Here is a 24,403-nt window from a genome sequence, read left to right on the forward strand (position 1 = left end):
GCCACCGATACGGTCAACTACGTTGCGCGGCAGGGAACGTCAACACGAACGTCGCTCCCTGCCCGGGCGCCGAGGTGACGGTGACGTCCCCGCCGTGCGCCTGGGCGATCTCGCGCACCAGCGCCAGCCCGATGCCGTAGGACTTCCGGCCGGATCGGGTGGTGTGTTCGGAGCCGTGCGAGAACCGGGTGAACAGCGTCGCCATGGTGTCGGCGTCGATACCGACACCGTCGTCGGCGACCTCGACGCTGATCACCGGACCGTCCCGGTGCAGCCGGATCTCGACGGTGCCGCCCTGGTGCTGGTGGCCGAGTGCGTTGTCGACCAGCCCGGTCAGCGCCCGACGAATCGCGGCGCCGGAGCCGATGGTCTCGAACTCTCCTGTGGCATGGCGGTCTTCACCGTGCAACCGGAGAGTCACGCCAAGCCCGTCGGCATAGGGGGCCATGCTGTCGCGGACCGCCGTCGCGACCTCGGCCACGTCCACGCGGTCGCGCGCAGGCTTGCCTGCCGTCATCGTCGCCGACGCCAACAGGTCGTCGACGATGTCGGCCAGCGCCCGGGTGTCGGCCACCAGGGCCTCGGCATCCGCTCGCACGGCAGCGGGGTCCGCAGCGCCGGCCCGATGCGCCAGCATCTGGGCCCTGGTGTGCAAGACCGTCAACGGAGCGCGCAGTTCGTGTGAGGCGTCGGCGACGAAACGCCGCTGCAATTCGAGCGCCTGGGCCAGCGGCCGGACCGATCGCCGGGTGAACAACACCACCACCGCGATGGATGCCAGGATGCCGGCCAGTTCGGCGAACGCCACCGACGTCAACAAACGGTTGCGGCCGGCGTGGTAGGGCGCGAGATCCATCATCGCCACCACCCGGCCCTCGGGGCGGTCCACCACCAGCGTCCGGTAATGCCGGCCATCGGCCCGCAGGTCGCCGAGTCCGGTCGGACCCGCCAGCAGCGGCACACCGGGCTCACCGCCGTCGCTGACCGAGACCGCACCGCTCTTGTCCCGCAGGGCCAATTCCATGTCCGGCGGCGGGTCGTTGGCGTCGTCGGCCGTCATCGCCAACGTCTGTAGCTCGTTGTTGATCTGACGGTTCTGTGCGCGCACGTACACCGTGAACACCACGCCACCGACCACCAGCAACACCAGAGCAAGCGCGACCGACGCCTGGATCGCGGCGATCCGCCCGGCTCGCTTGACCACGGCGAGGTCACCGGCCGGCGTCATTCCAGGCCGAATCGGTAACCGGCGCCGTGCACCGTGCGGATCACCTGCTTGCCGAGTTTGCGCCGCAGATAGTGGACGTAGAGGTCGACGGCTCCGCCCGACTCGACGCCGTCGAACACCGAGTCGAGCAGCTGGCTGCGGGTGAACACCCGCTTGGGCGCCGACATCAGCGTGTTCAACAACGAGGCCTCCCGCTCCGACAGCTCGACTTCGTCGCCGTCCGGCGTCGCCCCCGCCACCCGCCGGGTCACCCGGTCCAGTCGCAGGCCGCCGGCCGTGACGACGCTTCCCGCGGTGTCGGTGCGCCGCAGCAGCGCACGGACCCGAGCCAGCAGCTCAGGCACCTCGAACGGTTTGACCAGGTAGTCCTGCGCACCGGCATCGAGCCCATCCACCCGGTCCTCCAGTGCGCCGCGGGCCGTGAGGATCAGGGCCGGAGCGGTGATGCCGCGGGACCGGAGCAGCGCCACCAGGTCGGCGCCGTCCATCACCGGCAGGCCCCGGTCGACGATGAGTGCGTCGTAGTCGCCGGTGAGCGCGCGGTGCATGCCCTGTTGGCCGTCGTGGGCGGTGTCCACCCGGTATCCCTCGTCGGTGAACAGGGTGGCCAGCATCGCGCTCAGCGCACGGTCGTCCTCGACGACGAGCAGCGCGGGTGCGATGTTCGGCTTCGACACGTATGTGAGGGTGCCACGAGCGCTGTGCACATCGCCCGCGAAAGGATTTCTTACAGCGCTCAAAGATTGGCCCCCCAGCATGGTCGTCATGGTCTCCACCCTGGTCAGCCCCGGGCAGTCGCACTGGAGCCGGTGGAGCACCCAGATGCATCTGCTGGTCACCCGGCCCACCGCGCTGGCGGCCGCACGCGCGGTCGTCGACGCCGAACTCGACGCGGTGGAGGCGGCCGCGTCGCGATTCCGGCCCGATTCGGAGATCGCTGCGCTGACGGGGGGAGTCCGGACCGCGGTCAGTCCGCTGCTCGCCGAGCTCATCGAAGACGCGCTGGCCGCGGCCCGGTTCACCGACGGCGACGTCGATCCCACTGTCGGCTCGGCGATGATCGCGCTGGGCTATGACCGCGATATCGGCGAACTCAGTCCGGGTGCGCCCAGGGTGGCGTCGCTCGCCGTCGCGTCGGACTGGTCGATGGTGGAGTTCGACGGGCACACCGTACGGGTGCCCGAGGGGGTGGTGCTCGACCTGGGCGCCACCGCGAAGGCTGCGGCGGCGGACCGCTGCGCGCGACGGGTGTACGCCCAGACCGGCAGCGGGGTTCTGGTCAACCTCGGCGGCGACATCGCCACCGCCGGGCCCACCCCGCAGGGCGGGTGGCCAGTGCTGGTCCAGGACACCGACGACGATCCGGCCGGCCAGGTCCTGCTGGGCGCCGACGCGGGCCTGGCCACCTCCAGCACATCGCGGCGACGCTGGTGGCGCGGCGGCGACGTGGTCCACCACATTCTCGACCCGCGCACCGGGCAGTCCGCTGACCCGGTGTGGCGCAGCGTCAGCGTCGCGGCGGGTAGCTGTCTGGCCGCCAACGCGATCAGCACGGCAGCGATCATCCGCGGCCGTTCGGCACCGAATTGGGTTGCCGGGCTTGGGGTGCCGGCCCGCTTCGTCGAACGCGACGGATCGGTACGCACGATTGGAGGGTGGCCGCAGTGACGCAACGACTGCACATCGACTGGACCCGCTGCGATGGCCGAGGCCTGTGCGCCGAACTACTGCCCGATGTGTTCACCCGCGACGACTGGGGATACCCGTTGGCGCGCAAAAGCGCTCGCGAACCGGCTATCCCGACCGAGTCGATCAAATACGCGAAAGCCGCGGTGAAGCGCTGCCCGCGGATGGCTCTGCGCGTGCTGGCGCCCGAGGCTCAGTGAGCGCTCACCCCACCAGTCGGGCGATCGACCGCATCGGAATGTGCAGCCAGCTCGGCCGGTATCGCGCCTCGTAGGCCGCCTCGTACACCGCCTTGTCCAGCTCATAGGCCTCCAGCACGGTGGCCTGATCGCGCGGATCGAGGTCGGCCTCGGCGGCGTACCCGTCGCAGAACGACGCGCAGTTGCGGTCGACCCACTCCTTGGCGCGCGCGGCCAGTTGCCGGTCGTCGGTCTGATCGATCAGCTGTTGGTAGGCAGCATATTCGAACGAGCGCAGCATGCCGGCGATGTCGCGCAGTGGTGAATCCGGCTTACGCCGCTCCTCAATCGGCTGGCCCGGCTCGCCCTCGAAGTCGATCAGCAGCCACGCCTCGGGCGTGCGCAGCACCTGGCCCAGGTGCAGATCCCCGTGCACACGTTGCACGGTGACCGGCTCGTCGACCAGCTTCGCGTAACGCTCCTCGATCGCCGGTAGGTACCCGGCGAGATCGGGCACCGCCGCTGCCGCGGTGGCCAGTCGCTCGCGCATGACGTCGACAGGAAGCATTGCCGTCGACGTACCCAGTTCCTGGGCCAGCGTGGCGTGCACCGAGGCCACCGCCTCGCCCAATCGGTATGCCTCCCCGGCGAAGTCGCCGCCGACCTCATAGGCGTACAGGTCGCCCTCGGCATACAGGTCACGCGTGCTCGCCGTGGCCATGTTCCAGCCTTCCGCGGAGTTCGCCGCGTAGGCCGTCACCATGCCGAGCGGGCAGGGCCGACCGTCCTCGCTCGTCTCGAACGATCCGAGAAGCCGGGCCACGTGCGGGTTTCCGGCCCGGCCCAGCACCCGGTTGAGTTCGATGTCGGGATTGATCCCGGCCGATATCCGGCGAAACAACTTGAAGATTGCCTGATCGTCGAACACCACGCTGGTATTGCTCTGTTCGGCACCTGAGACCCGCGGCGCGGCCTCCAGCGGCAGGGTGACATCCGGTTCTTTGGTGAAGGTGATGTCGCCGATCCGGGCACCGGAGTCGACCAATGACAGCAGGAACTGCGCCGCCGACGGGTCGTACAGTCCGTCATAGGCGGTGTGGTCGTCGTCCGCCCCAATCGTGGCGATGGTGTCGTATTCCGAGAGCGGAGCGCAATCCCATTGGACGACAACTTGATAACGTTCGGACGTGCCGTCGGTATAGGCGACGTCGACGAGCATCAGATCGAGTTCGGGGCGCAGGGCCACCACCTCGGCGGTTTGCGCCGAGGCCAGGGTGCGGGTGCGGCCGGCATACCACCGCTGGGTGGGCAGCCATTCGGACCAGGGCAGGTTCACCGGTGAGCTCATTGCTTCTCCTCCGACGGACACAACCTGAACCAGTAGAACCCGTGCCCCGGCAGCGTCAGCAGGTAGGGCAACTGGCCGATCCGGGGAAACGGCACGTGCCCGGTCAACTCCACCGGGGTGTACGAGTTCCAATGTTGCAGATTCAGCTCGATCGGTTGTGGAAAGCGGGACAGATTGTTGACGCACAGCATCGTGTCGCCGCCGTCGATTTCGCGCACGTAGGTCAGCACCGAGGGATTGGAGCCGCTCAGCTCGCGGAAGGTGCCGGTGGCGAAGGCGTCGTAGCGCCGCCGCACGGCGAGCATCGTGCGGGTCCAGTTCAGCAGCGACGTCGACGTATCGCGCTGGGCCTCGACGTTGACCGACTGGTACCCGTAGATCGCGTCCTGGTTCGGCGGCAGATACAGCCGGCCCGGCGTGGCGGTGGAGAACCCGGCGTTGCGGTCTGGGGTCCATTGCATGGGGGTCCGGACGGCGTCGCGATCACCGAGCCAGATGATGTCGCCCATCCCGATCTCGTCGCCGTAGTACAGCACCGGCGAACCGGGCAGCGACAGCAGCAGCGCGGTGAACAACTCCATCTGGTTGCGATCGTTGTCCAGGAGCGGAGCCAGGCGGCGGCGGATCCCCACATTGGCCTTCATCCGCGGGTCCTTGGCGTACTCGGCGTACATGTAGTCGCGCTCGTCGTCGGTGACCATCTCCAGGGTCAACTCGTCGTGGTTGCGTAGGAAGATCCCCCACTGCGCCATCTCCGGGATCTCCGGGGTTTGGGCGAGAATCTCCGAGATCGGGAACCGGGATTCGCGGCGCACCGCCATGAAGATGCGCGGCATCAGCGGGAAGTGGAAGGCCATGTGGCATTCGTCGCCGCCCATGGCGGGATCGCCGAAATACTCCACGACGTCGGCCGGCCACTGGTTGGCCTCGGCGAGCAGCACGCGGCCCGGGAACTCGTCGTCGATCACCTTGCGGCAGTGTTTGAGGAACGCGTGCGTCTCGGGCAGGTTCTCGCAGTTGGTGCCCTCGCGCTCGAACAGGTACGGCACCGCATCGAGCCGGAAACCGTCGATTCCCAGGTCGAGCCAGAACCGGAGCACGTCGATCATCGCCTCTTGGACGGCCGGGTTGTCGTAGTTCAGGTCGGGCTGGTGGGAGAAGAACCGGTGCCAGTAGAACTGCTTGCGCACCGGATCGAACGTCCAGTTCGACTCCTCGGTGTCGACGAAGATGACCCGCGCGTCGGTGTAGCGCTGGCTGGTGTCGCTCCACACGTAGAAGTCCCCGTACGGACCGTCCGGGTCGCGCCGCGACTCCTGGAACCACGGGTGCGAATCGGAGGTGTGGTTCATCACCAGGTCGGTGATGATCCGGATGCCGCGCCGGTGGGCGGCGTCCAGCAGCGCCACGAAGTCGTCCACGGTGCCGAATTCCGGCAGCACCCGGTAGAAGTCTCGGATGTCGTAGCCGCCGTCGCGCAGCGGGGAATCGTAGAACGGCGGCAGCCACAGGCAGTCGACACCGAGCCATTGCAGGTAGTCGAGCCGCTCGATCAGTCCCCGCAGATCGCCGATCCCGTCGGAATTCGAGTCGTAGAACGCGCGGACCAGCACCTCGTAGAACACCGCGCTCTTGAACCAGGTGCGGTCGGCGGGCAGGGCACGCGCCTGCCCGAAGTCCTCGGCATTCGGATGCTCGACGACACCGCCCTCTACGTGGCTGCCGTCCGCCGGATCGTTCGTCAACTCCATCTAGGTGTCACTACCCCACACTGGCCGAACCGAATCGTCGCCCGACGTCTTTGTCGTCCGCCCACCGTTGTAGTGGTCCCACCGCCGGGTGGCAACCCGGCCATTGAAAATGCTTGGGGCAGTAGCGAGTTACCCTGCGCCTCGGATGCGGACGACGACCTTGCCCTTGGCGGTGCGATTCTCCAGCGAGGCGACCGCTACGGCGGCCTGCTCGAGGGGATAGACCTCCGGCTGGGGCGCGGCCAGCGCACCCGAGGTCAGCAGGGCAGCCAGCCCGTCCCACTGCTCGGCGAGCGCACCGGGGTGGGACATCGTCCAGGCACCCCAGCCGACGCCGACGACATCGATGTTGTTCAGCAGCAGCCGGTTGACCTTGACGGTGGGGATCTCGCCGCCGGTGAACCCGACCACCAGCAACCGCCCGCCGGGGGCCAGCGAGCGCAGCGAGTCGGTGAACCGGTCGCCGCCGACCGGATCCATCACGATGTCGACGCCCTTCCCACCGGTGAGCTCGGCCACCGCATCCTTGAAGCCGTCGGCCAGCACGACGTCGGTGGCGCCGGCGGCCCGGGCGACGTCCGCCTTGTCCTCGCTGCTGACCACCGCGATCACCCGGCTGGCGCCCAGGGCCGGCGCCAGCCGCAGCGTGGAGGTACCAATTCCGCCGGCCGCACCGTGCACCAGCACCGTCTCGCCTGCGGCCAGCCGGCCCCGCACGGTCAGCGCGAAGTACACGGTCAGGTCGTTGAACAGCAGCCCGGCACCCGCCTCGAAACTCACGTTGTCGGGCAGCGGGAACACCCGCTCCGGCGTGAGCTCCACCGTCTCGGCCATCGCGCCGGTGATCATCGTCAGGCCGACGACCCGGTCGCCGGCCTTGACCGGCGCATCGGCGGGCGCGGAGCGCACCACACCGGCGATCTCGGCGCCAAGGGTGAACGGCAGCTCGGGCTTGTACTGGTAGAGCCCGCGGGTCAGCAAGGCGTCGGGGAAGGCCACCCCCGCGGCGTGTACGTCGACGAGGATCGCGCCGTCACCGGACGGTTCGTCGATCTCCACCAGTTGTACTGACTCCGGACCGGCAAGTTCGGTCACCCTTATCGCCCGCATCGCACCTCCATGTTCGGTCGCGTCGCCAGTGTGTCACGACGGCCTGAGCGGTCCAGAGGGCACTCAGCGGGGGATGTCGATGGCCAGCAGGTCGACCTGCAGCTCTCCGCGCGGAGTCGAGTAGGTGACGGTCTCGCCGGCCTGTCGCCCGAACAATGCCAGCCCCAGCGGACTGTCCGAGGTCAGGGTGGTGTCCTCTTCGCCGGCCGGGGTCTCCTCGAGGAAGTGGATGATGCGCATCTGCACCGGCTCGTCACCCGGGAACTGCAGCGTCACCGTCGTCCCGTTCGGCAACTGGCCCGGGGAGTCGGCGTTCCCGCCGGCCAGCAGCCAGGTCAGCCGTTTGATCTGGTCTTCGATACCGGCCAGGTCCTCGGAGCGCTGCAGCGCGTCGGCATCGTCGCCGCGGTCCCCCACCGTCTCGGCGTCGGCCTGCAGGTCGGCGCGCATCTGATCGCGACGACCGCGCAGGTCGTCGAGTTCTTCCTCGATGCGACTGCGTTCCTTGCCGGTGAATTCGGTGTCCTGACCCATGTCCGACAACGTACCTGCGCCCGAACTCCGCCGAGTCAGAACTGGGAGCGAGAATTTCACGGTGAACGTCACTCGGACGTCTGACTCGATGTGCGCTAGGCGGGCGGTACCACCAGCACCGCGGACTGTTCGACGCCGGCAACCACCCGGTCGCCCGGCGACAGCTCAGCCGCCTGCGCACTGGCGGTCTGGGCGACCAGCCGGGTCCCGTTGTCGAACAGGCAGTGCACCAACGAGATCGGGCCGAGAAACGCCACCGAGGCCACCGTCGCAGGTCCGGTGGGGTCGGCGCTGACCCGCACCGACTCCGGTCGCACCAGCGCCACGCCGGCACCGGCGGAGATCGATCCCTGCGCCGCCGGCAGGGACAGGCCCAGGAAACGGGCACGTCCGTCGACCACGTCGGCGTCGACCCTGTTGTTCAGGCCCACGAATTCGGCAACGAACGGCGTGGCCGGATGGGCGTAGACGTCGGCGGGTGCGGCGATCTGTTCCAGCCGGCCCTGATTCATCACGCCGACCCGGTCGGCGACGGCCAGAGCTTCCTCCTGGTCGTGCGTGACGAACAACGTCGTCGTGCCGACTTCGAGTTGGACGCGCCGGATCTCGTCGCGCAGTTGTGCCCGCACCTTGGCATCCAGCGCCGACAACGGCTCGTCGAGCAGCAGTACGCGGGGCGCGATGGCCAGCGCGCGGGCCAGCGCCACCCGCTGCTGCTGGCCGCCGGACAGCTGGCTGGCGTACTTCTGCTTGTGTGCCGACAACCCGACGAGATCGAGCATGTCGCCGGCCAGCGTGGTGCGCTCGCGTTTGCCCTTGCCCCGCAGTTTGAGCCCGAACGCCACGTTGTCGAGCACGGTCAGATGCGGAAACAGGCTGTAGGCCTGAAACACCATCCCCATGTCCCGCTTGTTGGGCGGTATTTCGGTGATGTCGCGGCCGTCCACTGCGACGCGCCCGGATGTCGGTTCGTCCAATCCGGCCAGAATGCGCAGTGCAGTCGTCTTGCCGCAGCCCGACGGTCCCAGCAGCGCGACCATCTCACCGGGCCGCAGATGAAGGGTCAGCCCATCGAGGGCCCGCACCGCACCGTAAACCCTTGTCACGTCCGTGAAATCGACGGTGACACCGTTGCCGGTCATGCAGGTCCTTTCCCAGCCGCGCCGGCGCGCCGCCTGCGGGTCACGAGTGAGAGGATCAACAGCAGAACGAAGCCGAAGACCAACGTGGCCAGCGACGCCGCCACCGACGTCGGCCCGTCGCTCTTGCCGATCGCGACGATCACCACCTGCAGGTTCTGGTACCCGCTCAACGACGCGATGGTGTATTCGCCGAGGACCACCGCGATCGAGATGAACGCCGCCGACAGGATGCCCGACCAGATGTTGGGCACCACCACCCGCAGGATCGTCGTGGCCCACCCGGCGCCGAGCGAACGAGCTGCTTCGGCAAGGGTTTTCAGGTCGATCGCGGACAGCGCGGCATCGATCGACCGGTAGGCGAACGGCAGCACGAGCACGACGTAGACGAACGTCAGTGTCAACGCTGACTCGCCGAGGAAGTAGACCACCCACAGGTAGACGTTGCGCAGCCCGACCACGATCACCAGCGCCGGGATGGTCAACGGCAGCAGACAGAGGAACTCGACCGGTCGCCTGCCCCACGGCGCCCGCAACCGCACCCAGATCATGGTCGGCACCAGGATCGCCAGCATCAACGTGACGGTGAACACCGCCAGCAGCAGCGAGACGACGATCGCCTGATACAGCATCTCGTTCTGCACCAAGTTCTTCCACGCCTGCACGGTGCGGCCGCCGTGGATGAGGTCACGGGTGCTGAAGTCGGCCATCGCGTAGAGCGGGAACAGGAAGAAGACACCGAACAGGGTCAGCAGCACCCCGCGCCCGAGCCGCCCGGCGGTCACTGCAGCCACCGTGCCGTGCGGCGCACCAGCAGGTTGTAGGCGACCATCACCACGGCCACCACGACGACCATCTCCAGCGCCAGCGCGTAGGCGAAGCCGGATTGCCCCAGCACCACCTCGGAGGTCAGTGCCGTCCGGATCAGCAGCGGGACGATCGGGCTGCCCTGGCTGACCAGCGCCGCGGCGGTGGCATAGGCGGCAAACGCGTTGGCGAACAACAGCAGTGCCGAACCCAGGAAGGCCGGCATCAGCAGCGGGACGCCGACCTCGCGCCAGTAGGCCCAGCGCGAGGCGCCCAGGCTGACCGCGGCCTCACGCCACTCGGCGCGCAGCCCTTCCAGTGCCGGGGTGAACACGATCACCATCAGCGGGATCTGGAAGTAGGTGTAGACCAGTATCAGCCCGCGTAGTGAGTACAGCCAGCCGTCACCGGCGAGGTTGAACCCGAAGCGGTCGACCACCCACAGCGTCAGCACCCCGTTGAGGCCGATGGTCGCCAGGAACGCGAACGCCAGAGCCACCCCGCCGAATTGAGCGAGCACACTGCACAGCGACATCACCACGCGGCGCAGCGGCGAGGTCGGCGCACTGCTGACCACCAGCCATGCCAACACCGCGCCGAGCGCCGCGCCGAGCGCTGCCGTGGTTGCCGACAGCAGCACGCTCTTGCCCAGAGCGGACAACGCGGTGTCGGAGAACAGCAGCCCGATCCGCTGCAGCGAGAACACCCCGTCGAGATAGAACGCGGACACGATCACCGTCACCGTCGGAACGATCAGGAAGATCGTGACGAACACCCCGAACGGCACCAAGGGCAGGGCCGTGCGAAGCCGCCGGGCCACGATCTCAGCCGATCGCCTTGGCCCAGTTGTCGGCCAGATACTTGGTGGCGGCGTCGGTCTGGGCCTGGGTCAGGATGACCGGGGTGCCGCTGACGGCGGGCAGCTTGTCGTAAGCGGCCGCGTCGATGGTGCCCGCCTTGACCATCGCGTCAGCGCGAACCGGCCGTGCACCACCGGCCAGGTACAGGTTCTGGCCCTCGTCGCTGAAGAGAAACTCCTGCCACAGGCGCGCCGCCGCCGGGTGCGGGGCGTCTTTGTTGATCGCCTGGAAGTAGTAGCCGCCCAGCACCGCGCCCTGCGGGACGAACACCTTCCAGCTCGGCAGTTTCTTGGTCTGGGCCGCGTTGAGGTAGTCCCAGTCGATGACCACGGGGGTCTGACCGGATTCGATGGTCGCCGGCGTCGGGTCCACCGGAAGGAAGTTGCCCGCCTGCTTGAGCTTGGTGAAGAACGCGACGCCGGGAGCGACGTCGTCGGCCGAGCCACCCTGTGACAACGCCACCATCGCCACCCCGGAGAAGGCGGCACCGGCCTGGGTGGGGTCGCCGTTGAGCGCCACCTTGCCCTTGTAGTCCGGCTTCAGCAGGTCGTCGACGGTGCTCAGGTCCGGAACCTTCGCCGAGTCGTAGCCGATCGACATGTAGCCGCCGTAGTCGTTGACCAGCACACCGTCGGGCTCCTTCATCCCGGCCGGGATGCTGTCGAAGGTGGCCACCTGGTAGGGCGCGAACATCGCCTTGTTGGCCACTGCCACCGACTGGCCGAGATCGAACACGTCCGGTGCGGTGCTGCGGCCCTTCTGCTGGACGGCGGCGTTGATCTCCTCCTGGCTGGCGGCATCGGGCTGCGCCGAGTTCACCTTGATGCCGTATTTGTCGCCGAAGGCCTTGATGATGGCGCCGTAGTTGGCCCAGTCCGGGGGCAGGGCGATGACGTTGAGCTCGCCTTCTTTCTTGGCTGCGGCCACCAAGGCGTCCATCCCGCCGAAGTCCGCTGCCGACGTGGCCGCGGCCGCCGAGACACCGGATTCGGTCGTGTCTCCGCCGCTCTTCTTCTCCGGCGGAGCGCAGGCAACTGCGGTGACCAGGGCGACGGCCGCGACGGCGGAGAGCAGACTGACGTTCTTCATGACCGAACCTTCGTGTGGGCAAGAAGCGATACGGTGACGCCGGGACGACCGCGACGTTGCGTGAGGGTGAACGGAGTCGTCACCATGCAGCGACAGTACCGCCCGGTTCGCCACGATTTCGACCCCTTGCGCGGGTTCGGCGACGTCGCTTGCGATCTCGGCCGGGGTATCGTCCTGGGGTGGTTCTTCGCGATCATGGCGACCCGGGCGACGCACCGTCGGTTCCGCCGCCGCTGACCGACGTCGCCGACTCGACCCGCCCCTCGGCGGCCGAAGAGGCGCGCAGCATCGCCGCGTCGACCAACACCGCGACACTGGCCACCCTGACCACCGCAGGCGATCCGTGGGCGTCCTTCGTCACCTACGGTCTGCTCGGCGGCGCACCGGTGCTGTGTGTCTCGAACATGGCCGAGCACGGCCGCAACCTGCTCGCCGATCCCCGGGCCAGCCTGGCTGTCGTCGCGCCCACCACGGAATCCGACCCGCTGGCCAGCGGCCGCATCACGCTGGCCGGTGTCGCCGAACGCCCGACCGGAGACGACGTGGCCGCCGCGCGTGCGGCACACCTGGCGGCGGTTCCCGCCGCGAAGTACTACGTGGACTACTCCGACTTCACCCTGTGGGTGCTGCGCGTGCACCGGGTGCGCTGGGTCGGTGGCTACGGCCGAATGGATTCGGCGACCGCGGCCGACTACGCGGCGGCCGCACCGGATCCGGTCCGCCCGGACGCCGCGGGCGCACTGGCCCACCTCAACGCCGACCACGCCGAGGCCCTGGTGGAAATGGCGCGCGCATTGGGTGGCTACCCCGACACCACGACCGCGGTGTGCACCGGCATCGACCGCTACGGGCTCGATCTTCGGGTGCAGACTCCGCGCGGGGTCGGCTACACCCGGGTCGGGTTCGGCACATCGCTGTCCTCGGCAGACGAATTGCGCACGGCCGCAGTCGATCTGATTGCCCGCGCCCGTCGGTGAACTAACCGCCCAGTTCGGCGATCGCCATATCGAGGGCGGCAGCCTGCTCGAGCACTTCACGATCCGAGAGCTGCTCGCCACCGGCCTGCTCGACCAGCTCGGCACGAGTGATGACCGCAAGCGCCCCGCGATACTCGTCGGTGTCCAACGCCGCCGGGTCGACGACGTCGATGCGTCCCTCGATGAGGATCAGGACCGTGTCGGGCTGGCCGCCGAGGAGTCGGCGGACGTGGTCGGCGGTGATCATCGGGAGCCTCCTGCGCAGTCGGGTCGTACCCATCATGCGGGGAGGTTCCGGTTGACCGCCAGGGCCAGGAAGGTCGCGATCGTCGCCAACAGCACGGCAAGGCGCAGCCAGCCGGTGCCGCCCGGGGCGCTGGTCGTCTGGTAGCCGACCTGCTGCAGCACCGAGGCGTAGCTTCGGTTGAGCTCGTCGACGGTGGTCGCGGTGTAGGTCTGTCCCCCGGACAATTCGGCGATCCGCTTCATCTGGGTGCCGTCGGACGGCACCGGGATCGATTCGTCCTTGAGGGTGACCACCCCAGCGCGGGTGCCGAAGGTGATCGTCGAGACCGGCACGCCTTGGTCCTTGGCGGCTCGGGCAGCGGTGAACGCGCCGCGGGGGTTGTCGGGGTTGGCCGGCTTGTTCTCGCCGCCGTCGGACAGCAGCACGATGCGTGCCGGTGGTGGCGTCGCGTCCCCGGCGGTGAGGACGGTGGAGACGGTCTGGATGGACTCCAGCGCCGTGAAGAGCGCCTCCCCGGTGGCAGTGGAGTTGTCCGGCTGCAGTTTGTCCAGCGCGGCGACGGTGGCGCCGTGGTCCGGCGTCGGCGACACGAGCAGATTGACGTTGCCCCCGAAGGACACCAGTCCCAGGTTCACTCCCGGCGTCAACTGCTGGGCGAACGTGCGGGCCGCATCCTGGGCTGCCCGAAGCCGGTTCGGCGCAACATCTTTGGCTTGCATGGACGGCGAGACATCGATCACCAGCATCACGACCGCGCGATTGCGGGGAATGCGCACCTGGTGGGTCGGGCCGGCCAGCGCGAAGACCAGCGCCAGCAGTGCGGTGGCTGCCAGGGCGATAGGTAAGTGCCGCAGGCGATGTGGCCGCTTCGGGTTGAGCCGGGCCAGCGCCGCGGGGGCAACGAACCGCCTCAGCCGCCGACGTCGCTGGACCTGTACGACGGTGTAGAGCGCCAACAGTGCGACCGGGACCACCGCGAACACCAGCAGCACCGGATGTGCCAGACCGGCCAGCGTCAACGACCCGATGCCGGGCACCGTCACCACGCTCGACTCATTCCTGTCGTCACTCTCGGCCAGTCCTCGGGCTCAGGGCAAGTCCTCAGAATCAGTGGTTAGCCTCTCCGTTGTACCGGCCGAAGTTGAGAGGTGGTGCCACGTCCTGTGAGTTCGCTGTCACTGTCGGGTTTCACCACCCCGTGGTTGTTCCTCTATCTGGTGATCATCGCCGTGGCCGTGGTGGTCTACGTACTGGTGCAGCGGGTGCGGACCCGGCGCGTGCTGCGATTCGCCAACATGGCAGTGCTGGAACAGGTTGCCGCGGGCCAGAAATCACGGCGATGGCGACACCTTCCCGCGGCCCTGCTGGTGGCGGCGCTGGCGTTGTTGACGACAGCGATGGCCGGCCCGACCCACGACGTGCGCATCCCCCGCAATCGCGCTGTCGTCATGTTGGTGATCGACGTGTCGGAGTCGATGGCCGCCACCGACGTGGCACCGAGCCGGATCGAGGCCGCCCGCGATGCGGGCAAGCACTTCGCCGACCTGCTCACGCCGGGGATCAACCTGGGTTTGGTCAAATTCTCCTCCGGCGCAACGCTGTTGGTGGCGCCGACGATCGACCGCGACCAGGTCAAGCAGGCGATCGACAAGCTTGTGCCCGAACCGCGTACCGCGACCGGAGAAGGTATTTTCACCGCGCTGCAGGCGATCGCCACCACCGGCGCGGTGATGGGCGGTGGCGACGGGCCACCGCCGGCGCGGATCGTGCTGGAATCCGACGGCAAGGAGACCGTGCCGCCCGACCTGGACTCCCCGCGCGGCGCGTTCACCGCGGCGCGGGCGGCCAAGGACCAGGGCGTGCCGATATCGACGATCTCGTTCGGCACGCCGGACGGAATCGTCGACGTCGACGGGCAGTCGATCCCGGTGCCCACCGACGACGCGTCGCTGGCCAGGATCGCCGATCTCAGCGGCGGACAGGCCTTTCGGGCCGAAAGCCTCGGCGAACTGAACGGGGTCTACTCCACCCTGGATCAGCAGATCGGCTACCAGGTGGTGCGCGGCGACGCGAGCGACGGCTGGGTGACCCTGGGTGCGGTCGCCCTGGCATTGTCGATCGGTGCCGGAATCCTGGTCAATCGCCGGCTTCCCGCCTGACTATTCCCACCAGATTCCCAGCAACCGCCCAGTCGACGGTGCGCGATCAGGACACCGGCGCGCGCGCGTCGCGGGCGGTGTCGACCACCGGGATCGACGTCGCACGCCGATGCACGACGGCCAGTCCACCGTCGCCGGGCGCGTTGGCGATCCCCCGCGAGTGGTAGGCCTCGCCTGGCGCGCTGCTCGGTTCAAAGGTGAACTCGCGCAGCATTGTTCGCAGTGTCACAGTCATCTCCATGTTCGCGAACGCGGCACCGATGCAGCGTCGGATGCCGCCGCCGAACGGGATCCAGGCATAGGCGTCCGGTGGCTTTCCGACGAACCGGTCCGGGTCGAAGGTCGCCGGATCGTCGAACCGGTCGCTGCGCGCGTGCGCCGCGGCTATGCTGGCGATCACCACGTGTCGCTCCGGAATCACCCACTCCCCGAGCCGCATTCGTTGCAGGGTCAGCCGGGAGGTGCCGTCGATGACGGGTCGTGTGCGCTGCACCTCCCAGATCGTCGCCTGCTGGAGCTCGGTGCCGCCGGCGTCGACTTCGTCGGTGAGCCGGTTCAGCAGCTGCGGGTGCCTGCGGACGCGTTCCACCAGCCACGCAAGGGTGGTCGCCGTGGTTTCGTGACCAGCGGTCAGCAGGGTGAGCAGCTCGTCGGCGATGTGTCGATCGGGGATCGCGGAGCCGTCTTCGTAGCGCGCTCGCAGCATCAGCGACAACACGTCGGCGCGGTGCTCGAACCCCGGGTCGTTGCGTGCGTCGGCGATCAGGGAGTCGACGATCTCGTCGTAGCGGCGCCGGTAGCGCCGCATCGCGCCGCCGGGGCTGCGCGGGCCGAAGTCGCGGCGGAAGAACTTCGGCAGCACCGCGAGGCGGGATCCCACCACCACTGCCTTGGGCAGCTGCTCGCGCAGCTCGTCGAATGCCGCGCCCTCGGCACCGAAGACTGTGCGCAGGATCGCGTTGAGCGTGATGCGCATCATCGACGGCAGTGTCTCGAACTCCACACCCTCGGGCCAGCCGGCAACCTCACGCAGCACCTCTTCTTCGACGATTGCCTCATAGCTGTGCATGCGCTTGCCGTGAAAGGGCGGGACCAACAGTTTGCGCCGTTCGCGATGCTCGTCGCCGTCCAGGCTGAAGGTGGAGCCTGGGCCGAGCACCTCCCCCAGATTGGTCGCCCGGCCCACCAGGTCGCTGCCCGTGGTGAACAGGTCTTTGACCAAGACGGGGTCGCTGATCAGCACAGCCCTGCCGAAGATCGGCAGATTCAGGGTGACCGCAGGCCCGTACCGCGCAGTGAGTTCGCCGACCGCCGCCCGCCGGGAGCGCACGAACCTGACGCCCTGGATCAGCTTGGGTGTCCGCGGGCCCGCTGGCAGTCGGACCGGATCGCTCGTCGCCTGCGCCATCGTGCTGGTCCCTTCGCATCGGTACGTCGCTGTACCGGCCACGGTACGCCGATGTACCGACCGGCACAACGCCATGCGGGCGGCGCCGCCGCAGTACCCTGGCCCCCAGGGTGTCATCCCGACACCAAGAGGAGTGGTCACTGATGTCTGGCACCGACGAGCGGCAGGCCCTTTCCGAGGCCGGCGAGGAGCGCGGGTGGCAGCGCCGGGAAAGCGGCCGCGTCGACGTGTTCCTCCGCGACCGCTACCGGGTCCGGGTCATCTGGCAGGGCACCGACGTGATCAGCGGCGCCTCGTTCTTCGACAACGAGATGTACGAGCTCTACACCCGGGATCTGGCCAAAGTCCGCAGCTGGCTCAAGAAGTAACCCGGCTCAGCCCCGGCGCGACGGCCCGAGCAACGCGACCGCGGCGTCCACCGCCTCGTCGGTGACGTCGCTCATCCGGCCGCCGCTCTCGACGGTCACCGCGGTCAGCTCCCGCAGGCCGCCGATCAGCATGAGTGCCCGCTGACGCGACACCGGGGGGATCCCGGCGGTCCGCAGTTCCTCGGTGTCGGACAGCGTCCGCACCATCGTGATGAACGATTCCGTCACCTCGCGCTGCAGCTCGCGGGCGGCCATCCCCAACGCCGGCACGTCACGGATCCAGCTCAGCATCACCGCAGGCTGCGACTCCGCGTTGGCCACCCACGCCTGCACCGCCTGCCTGATCTGCTCCTCCCAGGGACGCCGCGGGTCGACCGCCGCCGAGATGGTCTCGACGGCGCGGCGATTGGTTTCGGTCAGCAGCGCGACCAGACAGGCCTCGCGGTCGGTGAAGTTCTCGTAGAAGGTGCGCCGCGAGGTTCGCGCGCGGCGGACGATGTCGGCGACCGTGGTGGCCGAATAGCCGACGTCGGTGATCGAGGCGGCGAGCGCGTCGATGAGTCGCTGGCGCGGATCGGGCACGAGGCGGTCGGCGGGCGACTTCACCGTTTGTACACCCCACCTTCCCCTTCGCGAGCCGATCGTACTGCCGTACCGGGCACTACAGTCGAAGATCATGTCGGACATCGGTTTCTCCCGGTATGTCGCGATCGGCGACAGCCAGACCGAAGGCTTGTGGGACGGCGACGACACCAGCGGGGTGATCGGGTTCGCCGATCGGCTCGCGGCCCTGCTGGACGCTCGCTACCCCGGGTTGCTCTACGCCAACCTCGCGATTCGGGGTAAGCGCGTGGTCGATGTGCTCAATGACCAACTGCCGCAAGCCCTCGCGATGGATCCCGATCTGGTCACGGTCTGCGTCGGGATGAACGACGTGACGCGGCCGGGTCGCACGTTCACCGCCGCGATGGCCGACCTCGAGGACGTCTACCGGCAGCTCGCGGATTCCGGGGCGACCGTGGTGACGACCCTGTTCCCGGATGTCGCCAAGATGCTGCCGGTGGGCCGGCTGATCGGGTCGCGCATCCAGCAGGTCAACGCCGTCATCCGGGGCGCGGCGACCCGGCACGGATTCGGTCTGGTCGACCTCTACAACGCGGAATCGATGAACGAGCCCTCGATCTGGAGCCACGACCGCATGCACGCCTCGACCCGGGGTCACATCCTGTTCGCCGAGGCCGCCGCCGAAGCGCTGAAACTGCCCGGCAGCAACCATGATTGGGCCAGGCCCAGCGGCGAGGAGATCCAGGACAGCTTCGCCGAACGGATGTACGCCCAAGCCCAGTGGACCCGGGGTCTGCTGATCCCATGGCTGTGGCGCCACGCCCGCGGCCGATCGTCCGGCGACGGTCGGGTTCCGAAATGCGGTCACCTACAGCCGGTTTCACAGCGGGTCCGGACCGCCCACCAGACCGCCTGAGCGCATTCGGAGCGGTGACATTCAGCGGTTTACCTGCGGATTCATCGCGCCGGCGTGACCCACGTCACGTGACGCCGGCCTGCCGGGGTTCGTCACTGATATCGATTGGTCTGAAATCGCCGACGGCCCCGACCTGCGTGGGATAGTGGCACCACGAAACTGTTGTCGGTTGGGGGGACCCGTGATGTTAGGCGGACCTGATGAGTGACCGCGCCGACGGGTCGCCCGGGTGGTTCGAGACGCGGTCCCGGCACTGGCAGTACTCGCCACCCATCAAGACCGCGTTCGTGGTGACCATCGTGGTGCTGACCATCGCCGTCGTGGCGATCTTCATGCAGTTCCGCGGCGATTTCACCCCGAAGACCCAGCTGACGCTGATCTCCCAGCGCGCCGGCCTGGTGATGGACCCCGGGTCCAAGGTGACCTACAACGGGGTGCAGATCGGCCGGGTGACCGGCGTCGACCCGGTCGAACGCGACGGCACCACCCAGGCCAAGCTCTCGCTGGACGTCGACCCCAAATACATCGCACTGATCCCGGCCAACGCGATCGCCGAGGTCAAGGCCAGCACCGTCTTCGGCAACAAGTACGTGTCGTTCCGCAGCCCGCCGAATCCGGTCAAACAGCGCATCTCCAGCAGTGACGTCATCGACGTGTCCCACGTGACGACCGAGTTCAACACCTTGTTCGAGACGTTGATCTCAATCTCGGAGAAGGTCGACCCGGTCAAGCTGAACCTGACCCTGAGCGCGGCCGCCGAGGCGCTCGACGGGCTGGGCACCAAGTTCGGGCAGTCGATCGTCAACGGCAACGCCGTGCTCGACGACATCAACCCGCAGATGCCCCAGATCCGCAGCAACATCCAGCAGCTGTCCAAACTGGCCGACGTCTACACCAAGGCCAGCCCGGACCTGTGGGACTTCCTCGACCACGCGGTCACCACCGCCCGCACGCTCAACGACCAGCAGAAGGATCTCGATGCCGCCCTGTTGGCGTCGACGGGCTTCGGCAACACCGGCGCCGACATCTTCGAACGCGGCGGCCCCTACTACGTGCGCGGCCAGGCCGACCTGATCCCCACCGCCACACTGCTCGACACCTACAGCCCCGAGATCCTGTGCACGGTCCGTAACTACGCGACCTCCAACGCGAAGGACAGCGCCGGAGGCAACGGGTATTCGATCGACTTCCACATCGGACTGACCGGCGCGCCGAACCCGTATGTGTATCCCGACAACCTGCCCCGGGTGAACGCCAGGGGTGGCCCCGGCGGTGCGCCTGGCTGCTGGCAGCCGGTGACCCGCGACTTCTGGCCGGCACCGTTCCTGGTCGCCGACTACGGGGCCTCGCTAGCGCCGTACAACCACTTTGAGCTCGGCCAGCCGATCCTCACCGAATACGTGTGGGGACGTCAGGTCGGCGAGAACACCATCAACCCCTGAGGTCGAACGCCGCGGCCAGCTCCCGCAGGGCCGGGCGCGGATCCCAGGTCGGATCGCCGTCGCCGAGCACCTGCACCACCACATGGTCGGCACCGGCGTCCAGGTGTGCGCGCACCGAGGCGGCGGCTTGGTCGACCGACCCTAGTCCCACGATGCGGCGAGCCAACCGGTCGGAGCCGCCGCGCACCAGGTCCGATTCGTCGAAACCCTGCCGCAGCCAGGAATTCCGATAGTTCGGCAGGCCCGAATAGATCTCCAGGTGCAGGTGGGCGCGGCGCAGCTGCTCCTCGGCGCTCTCACCGACGACGACGGCCTGCTCGGAGACCACCCACTTGTCCGGACCGAGGATGTCTCGGGTGGTCGCGGTCTGCTCGGGCAGCACCAGATACGGGTGCGCCCCGTCGGCGTGCGTGCCCGACAGCTCGATCATCTTGGGGCCCAGGGCCGCCAGCAGACGGGTCGGGCGCCCCGAGCCCGGCTCGACGAATTCGGGAAGCCCGGCCATCCGGTCCAGGTAGTCGCGCATGGTGGCCAGCGGTTTGGCGTAGGTGCCGCCGAGCATGTTCTCCACCAGCGGACCGTGGCTGACGCCGAGACCGAGGACGAACCGGCCCGGGTAGCTCGCGGTGAGGCTGCGCCCGCCGCCTTCGGCGATGGTGGCCAACCGGGCGTGGATGTTGGCGATGCCGGTGCCCACGACCAGCCGGCGGGTCCCGCCCAGGAACACTGCGGACTGCACCATGGCGTCCTTGAGGCCGACCTCGGGGATGAACAACGAGCCGTAACCGAGCGCTTCGATTTCCTGCGCCACGTCCACGGCCGCGGGCATCGCCCAGCTCTCGCTGGCCCACCACACTCCGATGCGGGACGGAAAGTCGATGGTCGGGCGATCAGTCACGGGTCACTCCTGGTTCGGTTGTCGGTAGGGATTCGATGCGCAAGGTGTCACCCGTCAGCATGGCGATCGAACAACGGAGTTCTTCGGCGGGGGTGGGTGGCGGGAGTGCTCCGTGCGGTCCGACCCGGAATGAGTCGACCATCAGCGCAGCGAACCTGCGCCAGGCATCGGGCGCGTGTTCGCGGGTGGCCTCGAGCACACCGGCGTTGGCCAACAAGGTCACCACGAGATCGCCCACCCCGACATCCGGGCGCAGCCGTCCTTCTCGTTGCGCGTTGGCGATGACCTGCCCGACCTTGTCCACGGCGTCGGCGGCGCGCTGCTCGATCGCCGAGCTCGCCGGGAACGCGGTGCTGAGCAGGGCCCGCAGTCCCGGATCGGAGGCCTGCAGCGCGCACAGCTCGAAGACCAGGTCGCGGAAACCGTCCCAGGCCCGCGGATTGTTCAGGGCCTTGCCGACGGCGTCCTCGTAGGCGGTCATGTTGCGTTCGAAGGCCGCGATGGCCAGGTCGGTACGGGTGGGGAACCGGCGGTACAGGGTCGCCACCCCCACACCGGCGCTGCGCGCGACATCTTCCAGTGGCACCGACAGGCCGTGCTCGGCAAACAGCCGGGCGGCAGCGCTCACGATCCGTTCGCGATTGCGTTCGGCGTCGGCGCGCAACGGCCTGACCGGCTCCGCACTCCGTTGTGCGCCAGAAATCACCACCTCAGCGTACCCGCAGAAGTGGAGGACCACCACCGTTTACGGTTCGGGAGCCAGGCGCGTGCGGCCGAGAAGCTCGCTCCGGCAAACGGATTGGTGGCCGCCGCCCGGGCACCGTGACCGCCGTGCGTCTCGCGCGGCGAGACCTCGCCGGCCGCCACGCGTGCGCGTGGCAGACTAGAACGCGTTCTAGTCTGGGCCATGCGGAGGAGCGCCAATGAGCAGCGACGTCAGCTTCGACCTCTCGTCGGTGTTCCACACCGTCGCGCAGACCCTGCCGGATCATGAGGCGCTGATCTGGCGGGACCATCGCTGGACGTACGCACAGCTCGACGCCCGCATCGACGGGGTCGCGCACTACCTGACCGCCCAGGGCCTGGGCTGCCACACCGAGCGTGACCAGCTGGCCCCGCACCAGTCCGGCCAGGACCACATCGGGCTGTATCTGCGCAACGGCAACCAATACCTGGAAGCGATGGTCGCCGGGTATCGGGCCCGGGTCGCACCGTTCAACGTCAACTACCGCTACGTCGCCGAAGAACTGCTCTACCTACTCAACGACTCGAAGGCCAAGGCGCTGGTGTACGGCGCCGAATTCGCCCCGCACGTCGCCTCGATCCGCGATCGGCTGCCCGAGCTGCGGGTGCTGATCCAGGTGGCCGACGCCAGCGGCAACGAGCTGCTGCCCGGTGCGGTCGACTACGAGTCGATCGTCAACACCCCCGCTCCCGCCGGCGGCATGCCCACGCCGAGCGGCGACGACCTGTACATCCTCTACACCGGCGGGACCACCGGCATGCCCAAGGGTGTGCTGTGGCGCCAGCACGACATCTTCATGTCCGCGATGGGTGGCCGCCCGTTCGGCTCGGACAAATCCCTTGAGTCCTACGCCGACCTCGCCGAGCAGGCTCGCACCAACGCCGGCTTCCGGTCGATCCTGATGATCCCGCCGCTGATGCACGGCGCCGCGCAGTGGGCCGCGTTCAACATGTTCAGCACGGGCGGCTGGATGGTGCTGCCCGACGACGTCGACCGGCTCAACGCGCCGGCTGTGATGCGGCTGGCCGAACGCGAACGGGTGCTGAGCATTCCGGTGGTCGGCGACGCGATCGCCCGCCCGCTGCTCGACGAGATCGAGACCGGCAAGTACGACCTGTCCGGATTGGTCACCATCACCAACGGCGGGGCACCGCTGTCCCCCACCGTGCGTGAGCGATTGCTGGCCGCGTTGCCCAACCTGATGGTGCTCGACGCCGTCGGCGCGTCCGAGACCGGCATGCAGATGACGACGATGGCGGCCAAGGGGGTCGAGCAGAAAGCCGCCACCTTCACTCCTCAGCACGACACCGCGATCATCTCGGCCGATTTCAGCCGGGTCCTGCAGCCCGGGGACGGCGAGGGCTGGCTGGCCCGGCGGGCCTACGTACCGCTGGGCTACCTCGGCGACGCCGAGAAGTCCGCGCGCACCTTCCCGACCATCGACGGCGTCCGCTGGTCGGTGCCCGGCGACCGGGCCCGGTTCCTGGCCGACGGCCAGATCGAGCTGCTCGGCCGGGACTCGGTGACCATCAACTCCGGCGGGGAGAAGATCTTCGCCGAGGAGGTCGAGCGCGCCGTCGCCAGCCATCCGGCGGTGTACGACGTGGTCGTGGCCGGGCGGCCATCCGAGCGGTGGGGCAGCGAAGTCGTGGCGATCGTGCAGTTCGCCGACGGACAGAGCGCCACCGATGAGGAACTGGCCGAAGCCTGCCGCGAGCACATCGCGCACTACAAACTGCCCAAGGCGTTCATCCGGACCGAGAAGGTGCTGCGGTCACCCGCGGGCAAGGCCGACTACCGCTGGGCCAAGGAGCTCGCGGTGGAAAGCCTTGGCGGGCAAGGCTAGCTCCCGAGTCGCTTCGCTGTTGCCCGCCGGGCGCTAGACCTTCATGTAGCCCTTGTCCGCCGGGATCTGCGCGGCGGTCAGCAGTGCCGACGCATCGCTGGCGAGGAACAGCACGACCTCGCTGACCTGATTCGGCGCGATCAGCGACTCGGTGGGCAGCGCACCCGGCGAGAAGCTGTAGACGTAGTGCGGGTGCTTCTCGAATGTCGAGTACATCGACAAGTCGTTGCCCAGGGCGGTGTCGACCCCGTAGGTGTGCACCGAGTTCACCCGGATGCCGTACTCACCCACCTCGAGTGCGAGCGAATTCGCCAGTCCCACCACGCCGAATTTGCTGGCGCAGTAATGCCCGGCCCCGGGAACGGCTTTGATACCGGCCGACGAACTGATCGCGATGATCGACCCGCCGTTACCCGCTTCGATCATCGCCGGGACGCAGGCCTGGACGGTATTGAAGAACCCGGTCAGGTTGATGTCGATGATCTCCTGCCACTGCTCGGCCGGGATCTCCCAGGCCCGCCCCCAGCTCATCACCCCGGCATTGGCCACGACGACGTCGAGTCGGCCGAATTGCTCGATGGCAGAGGCGATTACCCGCTTCTGCCCGTCGTGGTCACGCACATTGATCCGCTCGGCGCTGATCTTGACGCCTTCGTCCTCCACCAGGCGCACGGTGTCAGCGAGGTCCTCCGGGGTCGACGGCGCGTACCCGATGTGATTGCCCACCGGCCCACAGGCGTCGATGGTGACGATATCGGCGCCGGCGCGGGCCAACCGGACGCAGTGCGCGCGGCCCTGGCCCCGGGCGCCGCCGGTCACATAGGCAACCTTGCCCTCCAGCGGGCGCTCCGCGCTCACGCGATACTCGCTGCGGTCTCGTCGGCCGGCTGCGCCCGCCGGGTCGAGTACCCGTAATCGTCCAGCGCTGAGGTTCGACTGAATCGCCAAGCGGCGAAGATGGTTTCCGGCCGGTGGTACACGGTGTCTCCTTGCGAGTTGACGAAGTCGTCGATACCGCTCTGCAGCAGATGTGCGACGGTGAGACCACCTGGTCCCGCCCCGATGATCGCCACCTCACGCATCACGGGCCCACCATACGTTC

26 protein-coding genes are annotated in these 24,403 nt (G+C 68.3%); 8 read left to right on the top strand and 18 right to left on the bottom strand.

Annotated elements, in window-relative coordinates; translation table 11 throughout:
* Positions 1 to 13: 13 nt before the first annotated feature.
* Both MSZK_RS03175 and MSZK_RS03180 read right to left on the bottom strand, forming a co-directional pair.
* Positions 14 to 1,228: a sensor histidine kinase KdpD gene (locus MSZK_RS03175; protein WP_233211094.1), complete on the bottom strand. Its 1,215-nt coding sequence runs from the start codon at positions 1,226 to 1,228 to the stop codon at positions 14 to 16.
* The gene (locus MSZK_RS03180; protein WP_233211095.1) at positions 1,225 to 1,905 is read right to left on the bottom strand and encodes a response regulator transcription factor; all 681 of its coding nucleotides are present in this window, start codon (positions 1,903 to 1,905) and stop codon (positions 1,225 to 1,227) included. Before MSZK_RS03180 ends, MSZK_RS03175 begins: the two co-directional genes overlap by 4 nt.
* 88 nt (positions 1,906 to 1,993) lie before the next feature.
* Between MSZK_RS03180 and MSZK_RS03185 the strand changes: the two genes are divergently transcribed.
* Together MSZK_RS03185 and MSZK_RS03190 are read left to right on the top strand one after the other, a co-directional pair.
* On the top strand, positions 1,994 to 2,896 hold the full coding sequence (locus MSZK_RS03185) for an FAD:protein FMN transferase (RefSeq protein ID WP_099244950.1): 903 nt from the start codon (positions 1,994 to 1,996) through the stop codon (positions 2,894 to 2,896).
* A complete protein-coding gene (locus MSZK_RS03190; RefSeq protein ID WP_099244948.1) occupies positions 2,893 to 3,114 on the top strand; it encodes a ferredoxin in 222 nt (73 codons plus the stop codon). The genes MSZK_RS03185 and MSZK_RS03190 overlap by 4 nt, the downstream gene beginning before the upstream one ends.
* Positions 3,115 to 3,118: 4 nt before the next feature.
* Here the strand turns inward: MSZK_RS03190 and MSZK_RS03195 are convergent, their stop codons facing one another.
* The 8 genes from MSZK_RS03195 to MSZK_RS03230 all read right to left on the bottom strand — a co-directional run bounded on the left by MSZK_RS03195 (position 3,119) and on the right by MSZK_RS03230 (position 11,731).
* Complete coding sequence (locus MSZK_RS03195) at positions 3,119 to 4,441, bottom strand: phosphotransferase (protein WP_099244761.1); 1,323 nt, start codon at positions 4,439 to 4,441, stop codon at positions 3,119 to 3,121.
* Entirely contained in the window at positions 4,438 to 6,192 is a 1,755-nt protein-coding gene (gene treS / locus MSZK_RS03200) for a maltose alpha-D-glucosyltransferase (RefSeq protein WP_099244763.1), read from the bottom strand. Before treS ends, MSZK_RS03195 begins: the two co-directional genes overlap by 4 nt.
* Before the next feature lie 129 nt (positions 6,193 to 6,321).
* Positions 6,322 to 7,302, bottom strand: coding sequence for an NADPH:quinone oxidoreductase family protein (locus MSZK_RS03205; protein ID WP_099244765.1), 981 nt, complete (start codon positions 7,300 to 7,302; stop codon positions 6,322 to 6,324).
* A 63-nt stretch (positions 7,303 to 7,365) separates the two neighbouring features.
* Positions 7,366 to 7,836, bottom strand: coding sequence for a GreA/GreB family elongation factor (locus MSZK_RS03210; RefSeq protein ID WP_099244767.1), 471 nt, complete (start codon positions 7,834 to 7,836; stop codon positions 7,366 to 7,368).
* A 95-nt stretch (positions 7,837 to 7,931) separates the two neighbouring features.
* Complete coding sequence (locus MSZK_RS03215; protein ID WP_099244769.1) at positions 7,932 to 8,978, bottom strand: ABC transporter ATP-binding protein; 1,047 nt, start codon at positions 8,976 to 8,978, stop codon at positions 7,932 to 7,934.
* Positions 8,975 to 9,685 (bottom strand): ABC transporter permease, encoded by a 711-nt coding sequence (locus tag MSZK_RS03220; protein ID WP_371411283.1) that lies wholly within the window; start codon positions 9,683 to 9,685, stop codon positions 8,975 to 8,977. Before MSZK_RS03220 ends, MSZK_RS03215 begins: the two co-directional genes overlap by 4 nt.
* 71 nt (positions 9,686 to 9,756) lie before the next feature.
* Positions 9,757 to 10,602: an ABC transporter permease subunit gene (locus MSZK_RS03225; protein WP_099244773.1), complete on the bottom strand. Its 846-nt coding sequence runs from the start codon at positions 10,600 to 10,602 to the stop codon at positions 9,757 to 9,759.
* A gap of 4 nt (positions 10,603 to 10,606) precedes the next feature.
* Positions 10,607 to 11,731: an ABC transporter substrate-binding protein gene (locus MSZK_RS03230; protein ID WP_099244775.1), complete on the bottom strand. Its 1,125-nt coding sequence runs from the start codon at positions 11,729 to 11,731 to the stop codon at positions 10,607 to 10,609.
* A gap of 179 nt (positions 11,732 to 11,910) precedes the next feature.
* Between MSZK_RS03230 and MSZK_RS03235 the strand changes: the two genes are divergently transcribed.
* Positions 11,911 to 12,708 carry a HugZ family protein gene (locus MSZK_RS03235; protein ID WP_099244777.1) on the top strand — a complete coding sequence of 266 codons (798 nt, stop codon included), beginning with the start codon at positions 11,911 to 11,913 and terminating at the stop codon, positions 12,706 to 12,708.
* Position 12,709: 1 nt separating this feature from the next.
* On the opposite strand, the gene MSZK_RS03240 is transcribed toward MSZK_RS03235, so the two are convergent.
* Together MSZK_RS03240 and MSZK_RS03245 are read right to left on the bottom strand one after the other, a co-directional pair.
* Entirely contained in the window at positions 12,710 to 12,955 is a 246-nt protein-coding gene (locus MSZK_RS03240) for a hypothetical protein (protein WP_099244779.1), read from the bottom strand.
* A gap of 32 nt (positions 12,956 to 12,987) precedes the next feature.
* Positions 12,988 to 13,998: a VWA domain-containing protein gene (locus MSZK_RS03245; RefSeq protein ID WP_099244952.1), complete on the bottom strand. Its 1,011-nt coding sequence runs from the start codon at positions 13,996 to 13,998 to the stop codon at positions 12,988 to 12,990.
* A 120-nt stretch (positions 13,999 to 14,118) separates the two neighbouring features.
* Between MSZK_RS03245 and MSZK_RS03250 the strand changes: the two genes are divergently transcribed.
* A complete protein-coding gene (locus tag MSZK_RS03250; protein WP_233211096.1) occupies positions 14,119 to 15,114 on the top strand; it encodes a VWA domain-containing protein in 996 nt (331 codons plus the stop codon).
* A gap of 46 nt (positions 15,115 to 15,160) precedes the next feature.
* Here MSZK_RS03250 and MSZK_RS03255 read toward each other — a convergent pair whose 3' ends face one another.
* On the bottom strand, positions 15,161 to 16,522 hold the full coding sequence (locus MSZK_RS03255) for a cytochrome P450 (protein ID WP_099244781.1): 1,362 nt from the start codon (positions 16,520 to 16,522) through the stop codon (positions 15,161 to 15,163).
* Between the two features lie 143 nt (positions 16,523 to 16,665).
* On the opposite strand from MSZK_RS03255, the gene MSZK_RS03260 reads away from it, so the two are divergent.
* The gene (locus MSZK_RS03260) at positions 16,666 to 16,890 is read left to right on the top strand and encodes a hypothetical protein (RefSeq protein WP_099244783.1); all 225 of its coding nucleotides are present in this window, start codon (positions 16,666 to 16,668) and stop codon (positions 16,888 to 16,890) included.
* 6 nt (positions 16,891 to 16,896) lie between these two features.
* Here the strand turns inward: MSZK_RS03260 and MSZK_RS03265 are convergent, their stop codons facing one another.
* Entirely contained in the window at positions 16,897 to 17,496 is a 600-nt protein-coding gene (locus MSZK_RS03265) for a TetR/AcrR family transcriptional regulator (protein WP_233211097.1), read from the bottom strand.
* 70 nt (positions 17,497 to 17,566) lie between these two features.
* Here MSZK_RS03265 and MSZK_RS03270 point away from each other — a divergent pair, with 70 nt between their 5' ends.
* Together MSZK_RS03270 and MSZK_RS03275 are read left to right on the top strand one after the other, a co-directional pair.
* Positions 17,567 to 18,370 (top strand): SGNH/GDSL hydrolase family protein, encoded by an 804-nt coding sequence (locus MSZK_RS03270; protein WP_102869251.1) that lies wholly within the window; start codon positions 17,567 to 17,569, stop codon positions 18,368 to 18,370.
* Between the two features lie 200 nt (positions 18,371 to 18,570).
* On the top strand, positions 18,571 to 19,812 hold the full coding sequence (locus MSZK_RS03275) for an MCE family protein (protein ID WP_233211098.1): 1,242 nt from the start codon (positions 18,571 to 18,573) through the stop codon (positions 19,810 to 19,812).
* Here the strand turns inward: MSZK_RS03275 and MSZK_RS03280 are convergent.
* Together MSZK_RS03280 and MSZK_RS03285 are read right to left on the bottom strand one after the other, a co-directional pair.
* Positions 19,802 to 20,710, bottom strand: coding sequence for an LLM class F420-dependent oxidoreductase (locus MSZK_RS03280; RefSeq protein WP_099244787.1), 909 nt, complete (start codon positions 20,708 to 20,710; stop codon positions 19,802 to 19,804). The two genes, MSZK_RS03275 and MSZK_RS03280, sit on opposite strands and share 11 nt — an antisense overlap.
* Positions 20,703 to 21,416 (bottom strand): TetR/AcrR family transcriptional regulator, encoded by a 714-nt coding sequence (locus MSZK_RS03285; protein ID WP_233211099.1) that lies wholly within the window; start codon positions 21,414 to 21,416, stop codon positions 20,703 to 20,705. Before MSZK_RS03285 ends, MSZK_RS03280 begins: the two co-directional genes overlap by 8 nt.
* A gap of 217 nt (positions 21,417 to 21,633) precedes the next feature.
* Here MSZK_RS03285 and MSZK_RS03290 point away from each other — a divergent pair, with 217 nt between their 5' ends.
* Positions 21,634 to 23,301: an acyl-CoA synthetase gene (locus tag MSZK_RS03290; RefSeq protein ID WP_099244789.1), complete on the top strand. Its 1,668-nt coding sequence runs from the start codon at positions 21,634 to 21,636 to the stop codon at positions 23,299 to 23,301.
* Between the two features lie 33 nt (positions 23,302 to 23,334).
* On the opposite strand, the gene MSZK_RS03295 is transcribed toward MSZK_RS03290, so the two are convergent.
* Positions 23,335 to 24,159 (bottom strand): mycofactocin-coupled SDR family oxidoreductase, encoded by an 825-nt coding sequence (locus MSZK_RS03295; RefSeq protein WP_099244791.1) that lies wholly within the window; start codon positions 24,157 to 24,159, stop codon positions 23,335 to 23,337.
* Positions 24,156 to 24,383, bottom strand: a complete 228-nt coding sequence (locus tag MSZK_RS03300) for a hypothetical protein (RefSeq protein ID WP_099244793.1) — start codon at positions 24,381 to 24,383, stop codon at positions 24,156 to 24,158. The genes MSZK_RS03295 and MSZK_RS03300 overlap by 4 nt, the downstream gene beginning before the upstream one ends.
* Positions 24,384 to 24,403: the final 20 nt, after the last annotated feature.

It is taken from the genome of Mycobacterium sp. shizuoka-1 (assembly GCF_002723835.1).
Classification (GTDB): Bacteria; Actinomycetota; Actinomycetes; order Mycobacteriales; family Mycobacteriaceae; genus Mycobacterium.

Coding starts and splice junctions, on each gene's coding strand:
- MSZK_RS03230 (WP_099244775.1), bottom strand. CDS start 11,731: ATGAAGAACGTCAGTCTGCTCTCCGCCGTCGCGGCCGTCGCCCTGGTC.
- MSZK_RS03215 (WP_099244769.1), bottom strand. CDS start 8,978: ATGACCGGCAACGGTGTCACCGTCGATTTCACGGACGTGACAAGGGTT.
- MSZK_RS03270 (WP_102869251.1), top strand. CDS start 17,567: ATGTCGGACATCGGTTTCTCCCGGTATGTCGCGATCGGCGACAGCCAG.
- MSZK_RS03255 (WP_099244781.1), bottom strand. CDS start 16,522: ATGGCGCAGGCGACGAGCGATCCGGTCCGACTGCCAGCGGGCCCGCGG.
- MSZK_RS03205 (WP_099244765.1), bottom strand. CDS start 7,302: ATGCGGGCGATAAGGGTGACCGAACTTGCCGGTCCGGAGTCAGTACAA.
- MSZK_RS03260 (WP_099244783.1), top strand. CDS start 16,666: ATGTCTGGCACCGACGAGCGGCAGGCCCTTTCCGAGGCCGGCGAGGAG.
- MSZK_RS03300 (WP_099244793.1), bottom strand. CDS start 24,383: ATGCGTGAGGTGGCGATCATCGGGGCGGGACCAGGTGGTCTCACCGTC.
- MSZK_RS03290 (WP_099244789.1), top strand. CDS start 21,634: ATGAGCAGCGACGTCAGCTTCGACCTCTCGTCGGTGTTCCACACCGTC.
- MSZK_RS03175 (WP_233211094.1), bottom strand. CDS start 1,228: ATGACGCCGGCCGGTGACCTCGCCGTGGTCAAGCGAGCCGGGCGGATC.
- MSZK_RS03275 (WP_233211098.1), top strand. CDS start 18,571: ATGAGTGACCGCGCCGACGGGTCGCCCGGGTGGTTCGAGACGCGGTCC.
- MSZK_RS03240 (WP_099244779.1), bottom strand. CDS start 12,955: ATGATCACCGCCGACCACGTCCGCCGACTCCTCGGCGGCCAGCCCGAC.
- MSZK_RS03210 (WP_099244767.1), bottom strand. CDS start 7,836: ATGGGTCAGGACACCGAATTCACCGGCAAGGAACGCAGTCGCATCGAG.
- MSZK_RS03195 (WP_099244761.1), bottom strand. CDS start 4,441: ATGAGCTCACCGGTGAACCTGCCCTGGTCCGAATGGCTGCCCACCCAG.
- MSZK_RS03185 (WP_099244950.1), top strand. CDS start 1,994: ATGGTCTCCACCCTGGTCAGCCCCGGGCAGTCGCACTGGAGCCGGTGG.
- treS (WP_099244763.1), bottom strand. CDS start 6,192: ATGGAGTTGACGAACGATCCGGCGGACGGCAGCCACGTAGAGGGCGGT.
- MSZK_RS03220 (WP_371411283.1), bottom strand. CDS start 9,685: ATGGCCGACTTCAGCACCCGTGACCTCATCCACGGCGGCCGCACCGTG.